Below are 14,635 nucleotides of genomic sequence, written 5' to 3' on the forward strand. Positions count from 1 at the left end.
TCACCGGATAAAGACTGTAAGAGGGGGCAATACCTTAAGAAAGGCTGGCCCCTTTTGCTTCATATTCATATGTTTATGCTTTTCATACATGAAAGGAGGAAGCGCATATGTCAGGTGCTTGCGGCGGGTACGGCGGAGGTTTCGCGTTAATCGTAGTTTTATTCATTTTGTTAATCATCATTGGTGCAGCATACGTTTGCTAATTAAATAGATAAAAAAGCAGATCCGGTTTTCCGGATCTGCTTTTTTTACACTTCATGTTCTATGTAAATAGTATCTCTATGTAAGAAGAAACCAGCAGTATGGTGATAAGGATATTGATGGTCCTAAATACCTTAGGTTGGCGTTCTTCAGGTATTTCTTTTTGTAAACATAATGCGTTGGTCATTTTATTTATATAAAATAAGATGAAGACAGCAAATACTAAAAACATGGAGATCATCCAAACCCCTCCCCGTTATCTCCTATAGACTATACATTACCAAATTATTTCCCTAATTGGTAGCAAGAGTGTTGCCTTAATTCATGTAAATGAAGCTTTTTTCATATATATGCCCTTCCGGTATGAAGAATGGGTGAACGAAAGCAGTGAATCATCCCGAAAATATGAGAAGGATGATTTCATCCATCGAGTGTATGCTTCAATGGCCATCCATCATCCTTACTGATAAATCAATATTTCGTATCCATCTTCATTTTCTTCGATTAAAGCATTCTTTGGTGAGTCCATCAACTGTTTCGCATAAATGAAATCAATGGCACAGATCCCTGAATGAAATGCAAGGAGCATGGTAAAGTAATGCGAATAATGTGGGAAATGGAAGCACCCGAATAATAAAATACTGTTTAGTACAAAGAATGGGGCCACAAGGGCGACCAAATAACGGTATTTTGAAATTGGCTGATCCACCCGCAATGAAAGTATCGGCAAAAAATACATTTTTCTGTTGCATTTGCATTTTATTTTTCTCACAAAAGGCAAGATGGGCACGATGTGAAAAAATTTATGCAATGGATAGATACTGATCAGGCCCACGAAGAATCCCAGGAAATGCTTATCGTAAAAAGCACTCGGAAATAGTAAGTTGATTGGTACGTATATTAATGAGAATACCATCATCATGATGATGGATGAAAGTAAAAAGACTCGGTAGAATCCAAATTGTTTTTCCAGATTGATTGTTTTCCAGCAATGCATAAAAAAATCGCCTCCATTAGACGAATTGTGGTTAATTAAGTGCTTTACATACTTTATTACGATTACCGGAAAAAATCAATACATTTTAGAGGATTTTTCTTATTTTTTGAAGGGAGTTTGGGGCGACAGGTATGTGATAGTTTTGTACAATAAGAGTATGAGATAAATAGTGGGTGATAAAGATGCACGAACTAATGAAGCGAATAGAAAAACTTGAATACCATCAGAGGCTGATGGCTGAAATGATGCCTGAAAACGGATATCCCTTTTATCGTCTGATCATTCGTAGTGGATTGTCAGAGAGGGAAGTGAAGGAGTTTTTTCAAACTTGTGATAGATTGAGCATGAAACTTGAAAAACAAAAAGCGGAAGGATTCGTATACAATACTCCGCTTTTTAAAGAATTTGAAGATGTGCTTCATGCAAAGCTGAAGGTGCATGAAGTCGTGGATAGCTGCCTTATCCAGAATATTTATCCAGCTTTGATGAAACAATTACAGAAGAGCTTGTAGATCATGCCAGTTCTTCCTCATCTTCAAATAGTTCACCGAGCTTTCCATTATCATCAGAAAAATCATTTTCAATATTGTGAAATGACTTTTCAAATATTTCCATAAAATCATTCCCATAAATATTACGTACGACGGTCATCATTTCGATCATTTCGGGGAACTTCCCATATAATTCCCGTAATGGAGATACTCCCTGGAAGATGGAATGACTTTCCGGCTGATAGTTCTTCATTAGATCAAGAAGGATATTCTCCCCTTTGGCCGTCAGTTGAATATACGTATTCCGCTTATCATTCTCCCGTTTGGAAAACTCAAGAAGTTCACGTTCCTCTAATTTCTTCGAAAAGTTAAATGCCGTTGAAACATGCATAACACCGAATTTGGCCACGTCCGAAATGGAAGCACCCTTTAAATGATACGCAATCCAGAGAATATGATGTTCATTGATATTTAAGTCGTATGGCTTGATCCATTGCTGCCAGTCCTTTTCTATGGCCTTCCACAAAGCTTTACTAAGCTGAGCCATCCTTTGACTGAAGAGCATTGCCTCTTTCAAAGTAAATTCTCTTTCCTTCATCTCATTCACCCACTTTGCTAGAAAATCTTTTTTTACTATAAGCTGTTCTTGAAATGGTTGCGTTGTAAGCAGTTCCAAAGGATTCACTACTACAACAATCATCAAAAAGAAAGCGCTTATATTTTATTATGCCAATAAAGTAATAATTAATAAAGGCTAAATTGACAAAATTTTTCGAAGTATATAATTTCTGGTTGGTTTACCGGATACATAATAGAAATATTAGAGTGTTTGAACCCTGTAATGACGGGACTTTAATAGGGAAACACTATTCTGAAAGAAATCGGGGTGGAAATAATTTTTATTTTTAAATAAAAGAGAATCCCCGCAAGCTCTAACCCATAATTGGGTGAAGGGCATAACGGGGATAGGGTTATGGATTCGGTGTGTTGGCTGAGTTGATCGATTTTTCCAGCTCTTCGATGGTTCGCTGGATGGATTGGATTTCTTCTTGAAGGCGCTGGTTGTTCGGCTCGGTTGAAGCCTGCCACTGCTTGAAGGAAGCTTGAAGATCCTTGGAAAGCTGAAGGACCGTTTCCTTTCCTTCCTGTGACAGGGTGCCGATTGACTCTTTCAATTCACCGATGTGGCCTTTCATTTCCTCGATGACCACTGTCCAATCGTCTTTCTTGTCTTTGATTTGTGCACGGATTTCTTTACCTGATGAAGGGGATGTCAAAAGGGACGCGACTCCTCCGACCACTCCACCGATTAGTAATCCGTAGGCAAGAGATTTTTTATTCATTATGTTCACCTCGTTCTTCTATTTCTATAATACTATATTTCTCCAATCAGTATGTATTCTCCTTTTCCCTTTTAGAACAGATTGAAACAAGACGGTTCATATCTTTCTCTTCAAACGCATAAAAATAAGATAAGAGGTGAGGAAGAGGGGGGAGGTTCTAACAGAATGGACGGAATAATCTTTGGTTTCTTTGCTCTCAGTACAGTGTTGTTTCTAAGTATGGTATATAACTTCATTAGTATTCAAAGACCTGGAATGTATCCTCCTAAAAATATATTAAAAAAACGTGCGACCATATTGGGTTCAGGTGGATTGATCACGTTTCTCATAGGGATACTGCTCTGGTTTGCAGTCAGTTAATAAAAAAGCCCCCCATTTTGTGACGGATCACAAGGCATGGAGGGTGTTTTTATTATTTCGTTTAGGATAGCTGTTCTGTTGTGACAGCTTCTCGAATGGTTGAACGTTTTAAGATACCGTTGATGATCGGATACACAACGAACATCGCGCCGGCGTTCACAAGTGTTGCCGGAAGGACGACTGCTGCGAATAGAGCGAAGAAAGCCCCAGGCAGTCCTACGATCACATATGCAGAAAGCAGGAATACGCTTCCTGATACGAGTGTACCGATTGCGGTTAGAACAGAAGCACCTAACAGTGAACGAGTGATTTTCTTTGTTGCCAGGAATAATCCGTAAAAGACGAATGCCGTGACCGGTTTATCGATCAGGTTTGGCAAGAATCCACCAGGGAATTGTGTTGTCAGTCCTGAAATGACTCCTGTTAATAAACCTAATAGCAAAACGTTTTTCTTGGCCGGAAACAAGATAATCCCTAAGAACATCATGGTCAGCATCATGTCCGGTTTCATCCCTAAGAATATGCCCGGGATCACTGTGTGAAGGACCGCTCCGATCCCTACTAATAATGACAGGGATACAAGTGTTTTTGTATTCATTTCTCATCTCTCCTCAACTAAACTATACTTTGTATTCTGCTTCTCCTAATGTGCACTGTTGCCATCAGCGAAAAGATAGGTACATTATAACATATTGTGAACGGGTGTCAAAGATTTAATTTTCTGAAAAAATACCCGCATCCTTCAATGATAAGGGTGCGGGCTGTCGAATTTATGATAGGTGCTGTGCGATGGAAGCTGCAATCTCTTTCAAATCGTCTTGACTGTAGTCGTCATTGTGGGTTTTCCAAACGGCTCCGAAGCCATCGCCATTTCCATAGCGTGGAATGAAATGCATGTGGAAATGAAAGACGGATTGTCCTGCTTCTTCACCTGCATTGCTTAAAAGGTTCATTCCTACAGGGCTAAACTCAGCCTTGATGCTGTTTGCGATCTTAGGTGCTACAGAGAAGAGGTGACTCGCCATGTCCGGTGTCAGCTCGTAGACGTTTTCTTTATGTACTTTAGGGATAAGAAGCGTATGACCTTTCGTCACCTGACTGATGTCAAGAAAAGCAAGGACATGTTCATCTTCGTATACTTTCATTGCCGGGATTTCCCCATCGATGATTTTACAAAAAATACAGTCACTCATATTCATTTCCACCTTTCAGTAATGGTGTATGTATTTTATCATTAATAGGACAATAAATGAAGAAGAGACAGGAACGATTTTCCTGCCTCTCTTCTTAGAAGGGGTAATACTGTAAAGGTTTATATGTCAGGCTTCATTCTCTTTGATAAACACCTCATTCGTTAGTAGCTTCGAAAAGTGTACCATTCTAGGGTAGAATGAACTTTGTTCAATGCGACCATCCCCTTATCTTTTTGCTATTTAAGCATTTAGACAATAGAAACTGTTAGCCGTCTTGGACAAACACCTCATTTGCTATAAGGATGATATGTGTAAATCGTTAGAAACATGAATGACTTTGTGCAAACTGACCATCCCCTTATCTTGTAGGCTAAAAAAGCTTAGTAAGAAAGTTGATTTAGTCAAAATGTGCTTTAACAAACACCTCATTTATCAAATTTTTGATGAAATGAATTGGGTGAGTGTGTCATTCACTAAAGAAGACGACGAATCCTTCAAGTCGCAAACAATAGTGAAATCGGTTAGCTGGTCTTTAACAACCATCCCCTTTTTCTTATTGCTGGCCCCTTCTGATAATATGTTGTGCATTCTAGGGGGAGGTTATGAATGCTAAAATGTGGAAGGTTGCTTATTCAAACGGTTGTCGTAATTCTCCCCCTGAGAAAGAGTGTGTGCTGGTTGATTTCCGCTGCAGGTGCTCGCTTTCCACGGGGCTGGCGGTGAGCCTCCTCGGCTGCGCCTCCGGGGTCTCACCTGTCCAGCGTTTCCCGGAGGAGTCGAGCACCTTCCGCTCCAATCAACTACCCAAGTATAAGTGGTCACTGTGAAAATGTAATGCCGAGATTACTACACCACTCTTATCCTTTTTGTTACAGTAATGCCCCATCCTGCTAATACTTCCAAACGACCGAACATTCGAAAACTAAAGTCTGTGTATGAATAACCAAAACCCGGTAAAAAAGGGCTTTTGCAATTATTCCTAAAGCATAGTCAGTTACAGCAGGATCTAGCTATTGATTGGAGTGCAAGACGTAGACTCCTGCGGGAAAAGCGGAATAGGTAAGACCCCGCAGGAGCGTCAGCGACGAGGAGGCTTGCCTTCCGCCCCGAGGAAAGCGAAGTCTTGCACGTAAATCAATAGCGGTGTAGAAAGTGATCTCGACAAATTACTTGCTTGTTCGTCTTTAGAGATCTGTTGGAGAAAATGATTCATATTCAAAGCATGCCTTTGCTTTAAAGTTTTGATAAAATAGAAATAATACATATAGAAGAGAAAGGACGTTGCTGCTCGTGTCGTTATTAGAAATTAAGCATCTTGTCGGCGGGTATACAAGGAAGCCGGTTTTGAAGGATATAACATTCTCCATTGACTCTAATGAAATTGTCGGGTTAATCGGATTGAATGGGGCGGGTAAGAGTACGACCATCAAGCATATCATCGGGCTGATGGAGGCGAAGCAAGGGGAGGTATCCATCAACGGCCATACGTTGAAAAAGGATGCCGATCAATATCGCAAGCAATTCTCATACATACCGGAAACACCAATTTTATATGATGAACTTACCCTCGAGGAACACCTGAAGCTTACGGCCATGGCCTATGGATTATCAGATGCGGAATATAAGGGAAGAATCGATAAATTGTTGAAAGCGTTTCGTATGGAAAAGAAGATGAGTTGGTTTCCCGCTCATTTTTCTAAAGGGATGAAACAAAAAGTGATGATCATGTGTGCCTTTCTTATTCAGCCCAGTCTGTACATCATCGACGAACCGTTTGTCGGATTGGACCCACTCGGGATCCAGTCGTTACTGGATTGGATGCAGGAAATGAAACAAAATGGAGCGGGCATCCTGATGTCTACCCATATATTAGCTACTGCCGAAAGATATTGTGACTCATTCATCATCCTTCATGAAGGGAAAATCCGGGCAAAGGGGACTTTAGAAGAGCTTCGCAGGGAGTTTACGATGCCTGAAGCCACTTTAGATGATATATACATCCAGTTGACAAAGGAAGAATCCCATGATGAATAACGTGGAGGGCATCTGGAAAAAGAGGATTGTAGAGTATAATCAGGAACTTCAAAAGTATTTGAAATACATGTTCAATGATCATTTGTTATTCGTCCTGATTTTCGCTTTGGGGGGCGCTGCATTTACGTATAATCAGTGGGTGAAGACACTCGAGCCAACATTCCCGGCTCCTCTCATCATGTCAGTCGCACTTGGTCTCTTATTGGCATGGAGTCCGGTTTACACATTTCTCCGGGAGGCGGATGCTGTATTTCTTCTACCTTTAGAAGAACGGTTATCCGGTTATTTCAGGAAATGTATCTGGATCAGCTTCATGTTCCAATCCTACATTCAACTGCTTGTCCTGGCTGCCCTAATGCCTATGTATGTAGCTGTTTCTGGAAACAGTTTCAGAAGCTTCTTTCCGTTACTTGGCTTAGTATTGGTCATGAAAATATGGAATCTCTTTGTTCGTTGGTTCATGTTAAGGTTTCAGGAGAGGGAAGCTCACCTGACGGACAGTCTTGTCCGTTTCCTATTGAACGGGACTCTTTTGTTCCTTGTGTTATCGGGAGCCGACCTTTGGATGACACTCATCGTGGCCGTCTTGATGCTCGGCTATGCCTTTTATTTTCATCAAGCAACAAAGGGTAAGAACCTTAAATGGGATTTATTGATCAATCTTGAAGAGCAGCGCATGCTGATCTTTTATCGCATCGCCAATATGTTCACGGATGTTCCAAAGCTGAAAGGGAAAGTGCACAGGAGAAAATGGCTCGACTGGCTTGTGAAGGCTCCTTTCTCTCAAGCATCAACCTATCGCTATTTGTATCTTCGCTCGCTTGTAAGGACAAGTGAATATTCAGGTCTGTATATACGCTTGACCCTGATCGGTGTGTTGCTGATCTATTCCAATCCATCTTTCATCTTCAGTATTCTGACGGCTATGGTATTTCTTTATTTGACAGCTTTTCAGATGATTCCATTATTCAAGCGCTTTGACTATAAGATCTGGGTACTTATTTATCCGGTTTCAAGGGAATTGAAGACATCATCTTTTCAGAAAATCATGAGCCAGTCGATGATGATACAGGCCCTTGTGTTTTCACTACCCCTTTTTATAAGGGGAGAGTGGCTGCCTGGATTGATCACGTTGCTTGCAGGCTTAACCTTCTCCATCTTTTTCAGTCAGTTCTACCTCGTCCAAAGGTTGAAAAAGATGGAAGAAACGCTTTTTTAATGAAACAGGCAGGATGAACATAGTATGAGTAAAGGCTGACCAAAAAGGATGGTGGTTCTAAAGTGAGCCATGAAAGAGAAGAGCTCGAGCAGTGGAAACGGAGATACACCAGGAAATCGTCCATCTTTAAGAGGGTATCCAAACAGGCCCAGACGAAAGTGAATGAGTGGATACCTGAGAAAGCGCATAAAGTCGTCACGGAAAGCATCAAGAAAATGGTGGAGGTCACCCTGAAGGGCAGCGAATGGGTGTCCCTTCAGGCGGCCTACAGACCTGAGCTACAGGAACGGGAAGTCGTGATGAAGGAACGAATGGAATTTTACCGGAAAGCTGCCACCATCGAAGGGGCAGGAACCGGTGCCGGGGGGATTTTCCTTGGTCTTGCGGATTTTCCATTGCTTCTGTCTATTAAGATGAAATTTTTGAGCGAATGCTCCCTGATTCATGGTTATGACCCCAAACAATATGAGGAGCGTCTATTTCTTCTGTATGTTTTTCAGCTTGCATTCTCAAGTGATGCTCATAAGAAGAAGGTCCTCTCCATCATTGAGAATTGGGAGGAAGAAAAAGAAAAGCTGAAGGAACTTGACTGGAAAACCTTTCAACAGGAGTATCGGGATTACATCGATTTGGTGAAGATGCTCCAGCTCATCCCTGGAGTCGGGGCGGTTGTGGGTGCCTATGCGAATTATCAGCTTTTGGATCAGCTTGGTGAGGTGGCAAAATTTGCTTATCGGATTCGCTACTTCCATGCAGTAGAATAGTACCGTATGAAGGTCGATCATCATGATCGGTCTTCTTTTTGTTGGGGTCATTGTGATGACAAACCCATCTTTTTATTTCCGCAATGACTTCATGTATAGTGATAAGGGTAGGGTAAATTGTGTTTAGTGAGGTGTGAAATAGATGAATAAACGGAAAAAAGCATGGAAGATAGTCGGGCTCATTTTATTCTCATTCTTCTTCTTTCTGGCAGGGGTCTTTCATTTTATTGAAGCCCAAGGATTTGCGAAAATGGTCCCTGCGTTTATTCCTTTAAGAGAAGAGCTTGTTTATATCACAGGAATCATTGAATTTATTCTGTCAGTCCTGCTGTTGATTCCGAAGACGCGTGAAAAAACTGGGATCATCACCGCGATTTATTTAGTTCTTGTATTTCCTGCAAATATCTACGCGGCCATTAAAGGAATTCCGGCCCCGGGACAGGAAGATGCCAATCAACTGCTGCTTTGGGTCAGATTATTGTTCCAGCCCCTCTTGATTTGGTGGGTGTTGGTGGTCAGTAAAATTGAAAAGAATCATCGCTTTTATTAAAAAAGAAGGATCGGATGTGAGCGTCCGATCCTTCTTTGCGTTATTTCGGAACGGCTTCCGAAACGGAATGTTTATTCTGGTAGTGAATGGTTGCACTTGCCAATGATTTTGCTGCAATGAGAAGCGCTTTTTCGTTAAGATCGAACTTTGGGTGGTGGTGTGGGTAGGCCGTTTCCACATTATCGGGCTTGGCTCCCGTAAAGAAGAAAGTACCCTTCACATGTTCTAAATAAAAGGCAAAATCCTCACCGCCCATCTGCATTTCGATTTCTTCCACGGTATGCACTTCATCTACAGTATCGGCACTTTGAATGAATAGTTCTGTCTCCTCAGGGTGATTGACAACGGCCGGATACCCCCGCTCATATACAAACTCATAATCACAGCGTCCGGAAAGGCAGGCCCCTTTCAGGATCTGTTCGATTTCTTCTTCAATAAAGTCCCTGACTTCTGGATTGAAGGTCCGTACCGTTCCAATCAATTTAGCTGAATCGGCTATGACATTGAACGCATTATCAGCTATAAAGGAGCCGACCGTCACCACGGCTGGATCAATCGGGTTTACTCTTCTGCTGACGATTTGTTGAAGTTCTGCAACAACTTGAGCTCCGATCACGATGGAGTCCTTCGTTTTGTGAGGCTGTGCCCCATGTCCCCCGGATCCTTTAATGACAATCTCAAAGCGGTCCGCAGCGGCCATGATCGGACCTGTTCGATGGAGGACCTTCCCAAGTGGTTCGGTTGCCCATAAATGGGTGCCAAAGATCACGTCCACATCTTCGAGGCAACCCGCTTCGATCATGGACTTAGCTCCTCCGGGTGCATATTCCTCAGCGTGCTGATGTATGAGAACGACTGTCCCTGAAAGGGTTTCTCGCATTTCATGAAGGGTTTTCCCTAATACCAGAAGTGTCGCGGTATGGCCGTCATGACCACAGGCGTGCATAACACCCGGCACGGTAGAACGATATTCCACTTCCTTTTCATCCTGTATGGGAAGGGCGTCAAAGTCCGCACGCAGAGCTACGGTCTTTCCGGGGAGAGCCCCTTCAATCCTTGCTACCACCCCATTGCCCCCGACATGTTCTTGAACGGGGACCCCGATTTCTTTGTAGTAATCCGCAATATACTTTGCCGTATTTTTTTCCTGAAAGGATAATTCCGGGTGTTGATGAAGAAATCTTCTGATATTAACCATTTCTATCCAACGATCTTCTAATTTCTGATATAATTCATTCAGCAAGTCCTCAAACCTCCTAATGTTTGGTGAATATTACGAATATTATAACACTAAATATGTACCGGGAAGAGGGGATAAGTGAAATTCAAGGAGGATTCGATGAATAAAACCTTATCCATTTCAGCTATCATTTCATTTGTACTTTTTATGACCATTGCCCATTTTGTTTATCATGACATGGAGATTTTCGGAGAGGATTATCTTCTGACAAACATGGGCGACATGAACGTTTTAGAACCATTTTCCGTGATAGGGACCGAGTTGGTAATTGGAATCGCCACAATCGCCTTGATCCTGTTCCTTTGGTGGGTTAAAAAAGATTACGCAGGAATCATAACGGTCGTGGTACTGGTTGCGGGTAGTAACGTCCTAAATAAAGTCATCAAAGGGTGGATGGAACGTGAAAGACCCCCGTTTTCCCATGGGGAAGAGGGGTTCAGCTTTCCCAGCGGTCATGCCATGGTGGGGATTGTCTTTCTCCTGGTCATCGCTTATTTCCTCAGTAAGGAAATTTCCACCATGGGAATGAAAGTCACGATCTTCACTTTGGCCGTCATCCTTTCCCTGTTGGCAGGATTCAGCCGTGTAGCGGAACAGGCTCACTATCCTACTGATGTTGCTGCCGGCTTCCTTCTGGGTTACTCGTTTTTCGTGCTGTGTATCTTCCTATATGAAAAGCGCCCTGCAAAATAAGAGGGACGGACCTTCCCTTGGAAGGTCCGTCCCTCTGTCTTTAGATTAAGAACATCGCTACAATGGTAGTTGCGACCAGTCCGATGACGACTGGAAGCAGGTTTCGCCTGGCAAGTTCGAATGGGTCGACTCCGCAGATGGCTGCTGCCGGGATGAGTGCCCATGGTACAAGGGTCCCGCCACCGACCCAGATGGCTGCAACCTGGCCCAGGGCCGTCAGGGTAGCGATACCGGAACCGATGCTTTCAGCAAATAAATTGGCGACGGAACCGGCAAGAGAAATTCCCGAGAAGCCTGATCCATCAAGTCCAGTGATGGCCCCGACCGTCGTAAGGGTAATCGCGCCCACAGCCTTGGAAAGCGGGACGGCGGCAGCAAGGGATGCGCCCAGGTCATTGACGATTCCATGGGATGTTGCCGGAAGAAAATCCCCAATGATCGTTTGAAACCCCGAGTCCCCTAAATAGAAGAAAGCGGCAATCGGTATGACCGGACCGAATACTTTAAACCCGAACTGAAACCCGTCAATCATGAAACTGGTCGTTTTCTCTAATCCTTTTCCTTTATAAGCGGCCAATGAAATCAATAAGAGGATGATGATGGAGGTTCCCCCGATCAGTGCGGTTGCATCTCCACCCTGCAGATCGAATAAAACCATTGCCGTAATATCAGCCGCAAATAATATAGGGATAAGGATCGCAATGGCCTTTTTCCAACGGGATGATAAAAGCTCATGTGAAGCATCCTGCTCTGGATCGATGGCAGCAAGGGAGCTTGAATCGACCGTAAGGATCCCTTTTTTCATATCTCGTTTAAGGAAGATGAATGCAGTGACGGTCGTGACCACTCCCATGACAATGATGAGGGGGATACTTGCAGAAATAACTTCTGAAACAGGAATACCTGCAGCGTCTGCCGTCAGCTTTGGAGCAGCCTGAATGACAAAGTCACCTGAAAGGGCGATCCCATGACCGAATAAGTTCATGGCCATGGCGATGCCGAGGGCTGGCAATCCGACACGTAAGGCAACGGGTACCAACACGGCTCCCAAAAGGGCCACTGCGGGGGATGGCCAGAAAAACCACGAAATGAACATCATGACAAGACCGATCGTCCAGTACGCAAGTGCAGGGGTGCGGATGAACTTAGTGAACGGTCGGATCATCACATCATTGATCCCTGTCGACGTCAATCCTTTACTCATGGCAACAATGATGGAAATGACGAGAATGGTAGAAAGTAATTCAGTGATGGCAAAAATGAAGCTATTAAATATACTACTGATCGACCCGCTCATCGAACCCGTAGCAATCAAAGCGATACTGAAGATTCCGAGAATACATACGATGGTCGTGTCCTTTCGGAAAATCATAAATAGGATGATCAACCCTATGAAAACTAAATAAATCCAATGAAGAGCAGTCAAGTCAATCCCCATTAGAATACCCCCTCAATGTTTCAAACCTTGGGCATTTGCCCTGATCTGTACTATAGATTATGAAAATGCAAATAAGGTGTGATACAGGATAGAAACATTTTTTCAGCCTCTGGACTGAGGGTGAATCATTCCCATGCTCGTCAAACACCCGTGGAAATCAATCTATAATAAAAGAAATAACAGGAATAGACGATGTTAATAGAGAAAGTTAATAAGTGATGTGAAGGTGGTGCCTGTATGAGATACAAAGGAAGAAAGCAATGGTTTTTCTCATTTTTGCTGATGATGATAGGATTGTGGCTATTATTACTGAATATCGGTGTCATTTCCTTGGAAATAACGCAGATATTTGTCAATATTATTCCTATTTTGTTATTACTGCTGGGTTTGAAGTGGTCAGTAGACAGCTTTTTGAAAAAAAGCTTCGGCAAATTATTGTTCGGCCTTTTCAGCTTGGCACTTGGGGTGCTGATCCTCCTTGATAAATATGATGTGTTGGTTTTCGATTACGGGAATTGGTGGAAACTATGGCCGGTCATCATTATTGCCATTGCGATTCATCGGATCGTGAGGAATAAACCGATTCAAGTGAGTATAAGCAGTGATTATCCGTTTGATAAGACAGCTGAAACAGATGATAAGGAGCAGCCACTGGGTGAAAAGATCCTCCACAAGAAACCCAAGGTAAATAGAGGGTTTATCGTCGGGGATATCCGTTTTTCAGAACCGAACTGGCCCCTGGAAAATATGAAACTTTACAATGCCATCGGAGATTACTATTTTGATTTCAGTAAAGCCTTCATTCCTGAAGGGGAAACACCTATTGATATCAGAGGCTGGATTGGCGATGTGAAAATGATCATACCGGAAAATGTCCCTGTGGAAATCACTTTGAAGGTGCAGGTGGGGGATGTGAAATTGTTTGATCAGAAATCTGCTGATATTCGTTCGGAACTGTATTATCGATCACCAGGTTATTTGGAGGCAAGTAAAAAAATAAAGCTGACGATTGATGTGAAAATCGGTTCGATCCGGATTACCAGGATATAAAGGTTGCGTGAAAGGAGGAATGAGATTGAATAAAACCTCAAATATCCGAAATTGGATCTTCAAGAGCTTTTTAATGATGGCTATCATGACCATCCTACTTTTTTTTATCGTTTTGCAAGTCTATCTGTTCCTTTCAGAGGATCCCAGTATCTCTCTTTCTCTTTCCATTTATTTAACCACTTGGTTGGCCATCATTTTATTCCTATTAAGCATTTATTTCGGTTTTCGTACAGGGTATACATTCAAAGGCAGGATCGATGATATATCCACCTTCGTCACCTTACTCCGAAGTGGAAAGTTCTCTGCCAGGGTGGACAGGTATGAGCATGATGAGCTCGGGATTTTATCGGATGAATTGAATCAGCTTGCGGTATTCATTCAAGAACAGGTGAAATCACTTCAGCGGCTGGCAGATGAGAAGTCAGAGCTTGCTGATCAGGCTCACCAGGCTGCGGTCATGGAGGAGAGGCAGAGGCTTGCCAGGGATTTGCATGACTCTGTCAGCCAGCAATTATTTGCACTGAATATGCTTTCTTCCGCGGCGCAAAAGAGCATCGGGACGGATTATAAAAAGGTTGAAATCATCGTGAAACAAATAGCCGACATTGCAGGGAAGGCACAAGGTGAGATGAGGGCCCTTCTTCTTCATCTTCGACCGATCGACTTAAGGGGCGAAAGTCTTCGTCAAGCGTTAACCATCTTGATCAGAGAATTGAAGGAAAAAACACAAATTGAGATTGATGCCACCCTGGATGGTATGGAAGACTTATCGAAAGGTACTGAAACGCATATGTTCAGGATCATCCAGGAGAGTCTTTCCAATATCCTTCGTCACTCGGAAGCAACGAAAGTAAAGATCGTGACGGAGAAAAAAGGGGGCTTTGTCACATTGTATATCAGTGATAACGGTAAGGGGTTTAATCTAAAGGAGAATAAGATGACCTCGTACGGACTTCAAACGATGAGAGAGCGGGCGGAGGAAATTGGAGGACTATTTCAGATTCGCTCCAAAGAAAAAGAGGGAACGTATATCGATCTCCGCATCCCGGTCTAATTCAAAGG

General features: G+C 42.8%; 18 protein-coding genes. 10 read left to right on the plus strand and 8 right to left on the minus strand.

What is annotated here, in order from left to right; translation table 11 throughout:
- The first annotated feature begins 107 nt into the window (after window positions 1-107).
- A complete protein-coding gene (locus P8596_RS07805) occupies window positions 108-203 on the plus strand; it encodes a YjcZ family sporulation protein (RefSeq protein WP_079534381.1) in 96 nt (31 codons plus the stop codon).
- A gap of 59 nt (window positions 204-262) precedes the next feature.
- On the opposite strand, the gene P8596_RS07810 is transcribed toward P8596_RS07805, so the two are convergent.
- Both P8596_RS07810 and P8596_RS07815 read right to left on the minus strand, forming a co-directional pair.
- On the minus strand, window positions 263-442 hold the full coding sequence (locus tag P8596_RS07810) for a hypothetical protein (protein ID WP_034763303.1): 180 nt from the start codon (window positions 440-442) through the stop codon (window positions 263-265).
- Window positions 443-661: 219 nt separating this feature from the next.
- Window positions 662-1,198: a DUF3267 domain-containing protein gene (locus tag P8596_RS07815; RefSeq protein ID WP_279726541.1), complete on the minus strand. Its 537-nt coding sequence runs from the start codon at window positions 1,196-1,198 to the stop codon at window positions 662-664.
- 194 nt (window positions 1,199-1,392) lie between these two features.
- Here P8596_RS07815 and P8596_RS07820 point away from each other — a divergent pair, with 194 nt between their 5' ends.
- Window positions 1,393-1,710 carry a DUF1878 family protein gene (locus P8596_RS07820; protein ID WP_279726542.1) on the plus strand — a complete coding sequence of 106 codons (318 nt, stop codon included), beginning with the start codon at window positions 1,393-1,395 and terminating at the stop codon, window positions 1,708-1,710.
- Window position 1,711: 1 nt separating this feature from the next.
- On the opposite strand, the gene P8596_RS07825 is transcribed toward P8596_RS07820, so the two are convergent.
- Together P8596_RS07825 and P8596_RS07830 are read right to left on the minus strand one after the other, a co-directional pair.
- Window positions 1,712-2,287 carry an HTH-type transcriptional regulator Hpr gene (locus P8596_RS07825; protein ID WP_034763913.1) on the minus strand — a complete coding sequence of 192 codons (576 nt, stop codon included), beginning with the start codon at window positions 2,285-2,287 and terminating at the stop codon, window positions 1,712-1,714.
- 373 nt (window positions 2,288-2,660) lie between these two features.
- On the minus strand, window positions 2,661-3,032 hold the full coding sequence (locus P8596_RS07830) for a YtxH domain-containing protein (protein WP_279726544.1): 372 nt from the start codon (window positions 3,030-3,032) through the stop codon (window positions 2,661-2,663).
- A 165-nt stretch (window positions 3,033-3,197) separates the two neighbouring features.
- On the opposite strand from P8596_RS07830, the gene yhzF reads away from it, so the two are divergent.
- On the plus strand, window positions 3,198-3,392 hold the full coding sequence (yhzF, locus tag P8596_RS07835; protein ID WP_034763309.1) for a membrane protein YhzF: 195 nt from the start codon (window positions 3,198-3,200) through the stop codon (window positions 3,390-3,392).
- A gap of 61 nt (window positions 3,393-3,453) precedes the next feature.
- Here yhzF and P8596_RS07840 read toward each other — a convergent pair whose 3' ends face one another.
- The gene (locus P8596_RS07840) at window positions 3,454-3,990 is read right to left on the minus strand and encodes a tryptophan transporter (protein ID WP_034763310.1); all 537 of its coding nucleotides are present in this window, start codon (window positions 3,988-3,990) and stop codon (window positions 3,454-3,456) included.
- A 172-nt stretch (window positions 3,991-4,162) separates the two neighbouring features.
- Window positions 4,163-4,585 carry an HIT family protein gene (locus P8596_RS07845; RefSeq protein ID WP_034763312.1) on the minus strand — a complete coding sequence of 141 codons (423 nt, stop codon included), beginning with the start codon at window positions 4,583-4,585 and terminating at the stop codon, window positions 4,163-4,165.
- 1,290 nt (window positions 4,586-5,875) lie between these two features.
- Between P8596_RS07845 and P8596_RS07850 the strand changes: the two genes are divergently transcribed.
- The 4 genes from P8596_RS07850 to P8596_RS07865 all read left to right on the plus strand — a co-directional run bounded on the left by P8596_RS07850 (window position 5,876) and on the right by P8596_RS07865 (window position 9,152).
- Entirely contained in the window at window positions 5,876-6,619 is a 744-nt protein-coding gene (locus P8596_RS07850; RefSeq protein ID WP_061811488.1) for an ABC transporter ATP-binding protein, read from the plus strand.
- Window positions 6,609-7,838 (plus strand): ABC transporter permease, encoded by a 1,230-nt coding sequence (locus tag P8596_RS07855; protein ID WP_254653546.1) that lies wholly within the window; start codon window positions 6,609-6,611, stop codon window positions 7,836-7,838. Before P8596_RS07850 ends, P8596_RS07855 begins: the two co-directional genes overlap by 11 nt.
- 62 nt (window positions 7,839-7,900) lie before the next feature.
- Window positions 7,901-8,602: an EcsC family protein gene (locus P8596_RS07860; RefSeq protein WP_034763313.1), complete on the plus strand. Its 702-nt coding sequence runs from the start codon at window positions 7,901-7,903 to the stop codon at window positions 8,600-8,602.
- A gap of 142 nt (window positions 8,603-8,744) precedes the next feature.
- The gene (locus P8596_RS07865; protein WP_051758452.1) at window positions 8,745-9,152 is read left to right on the plus strand and encodes a DoxX family protein; all 408 of its coding nucleotides are present in this window, start codon (window positions 8,745-8,747) and stop codon (window positions 9,150-9,152) included.
- Window positions 9,153-9,192: 40 nt separating this feature from the next.
- Here the strand turns inward: P8596_RS07865 and P8596_RS07870 are convergent, their stop codons facing one another.
- The gene (locus P8596_RS07870; RefSeq protein WP_279726545.1) at window positions 9,193-10,395 is read right to left on the minus strand and encodes a M20 family metallopeptidase; all 1,203 of its coding nucleotides are present in this window, start codon (window positions 10,393-10,395) and stop codon (window positions 9,193-9,195) included.
- A 96-nt stretch (window positions 10,396-10,491) separates the two neighbouring features.
- Between P8596_RS07870 and P8596_RS07875 the strand changes: the two genes are divergently transcribed.
- Complete coding sequence (locus P8596_RS07875) at window positions 10,492-11,085, plus strand: phosphatase PAP2 family protein (protein WP_254653547.1); 594 nt, start codon at window positions 10,492-10,494, stop codon at window positions 11,083-11,085.
- 40 nt (window positions 11,086-11,125) lie between these two features.
- Here the strand turns inward: P8596_RS07875 and P8596_RS07880 are convergent, their stop codons facing one another.
- Entirely contained in the window at window positions 11,126-12,523 is a 1,398-nt protein-coding gene (locus tag P8596_RS07880; protein WP_254653548.1) for a hypothetical protein, read from the minus strand.
- A 237-nt stretch (window positions 12,524-12,760) separates the two neighbouring features.
- Here P8596_RS07880 and liaF point away from each other — a divergent pair, with 237 nt between their 5' ends.
- A complete protein-coding gene (gene liaF / locus P8596_RS07885; RefSeq protein ID WP_254653549.1) occupies window positions 12,761-13,573 on the plus strand; it encodes a cell wall-active antibiotics response protein LiaF in 813 nt (270 codons plus the stop codon).
- Window positions 13,574-13,598: 25 nt separating this feature from the next.
- Window positions 13,599-14,627, plus strand: coding sequence for a sensor histidine kinase (locus P8596_RS07890; protein WP_224520529.1), 1,029 nt, complete (start codon window positions 13,599-13,601; stop codon window positions 14,625-14,627).
- The last annotated feature ends 8 nt before the right edge of the window (window positions 14,628-14,635 follow it).

Source organism: Rossellomorea sp. DA94, from assembly GCF_029834455.1.
Taxonomy (GTDB): domain Bacteria; phylum Bacillota; class Bacilli; order Bacillales; family Bacillaceae_B; genus Rossellomorea; species Rossellomorea vietnamensis.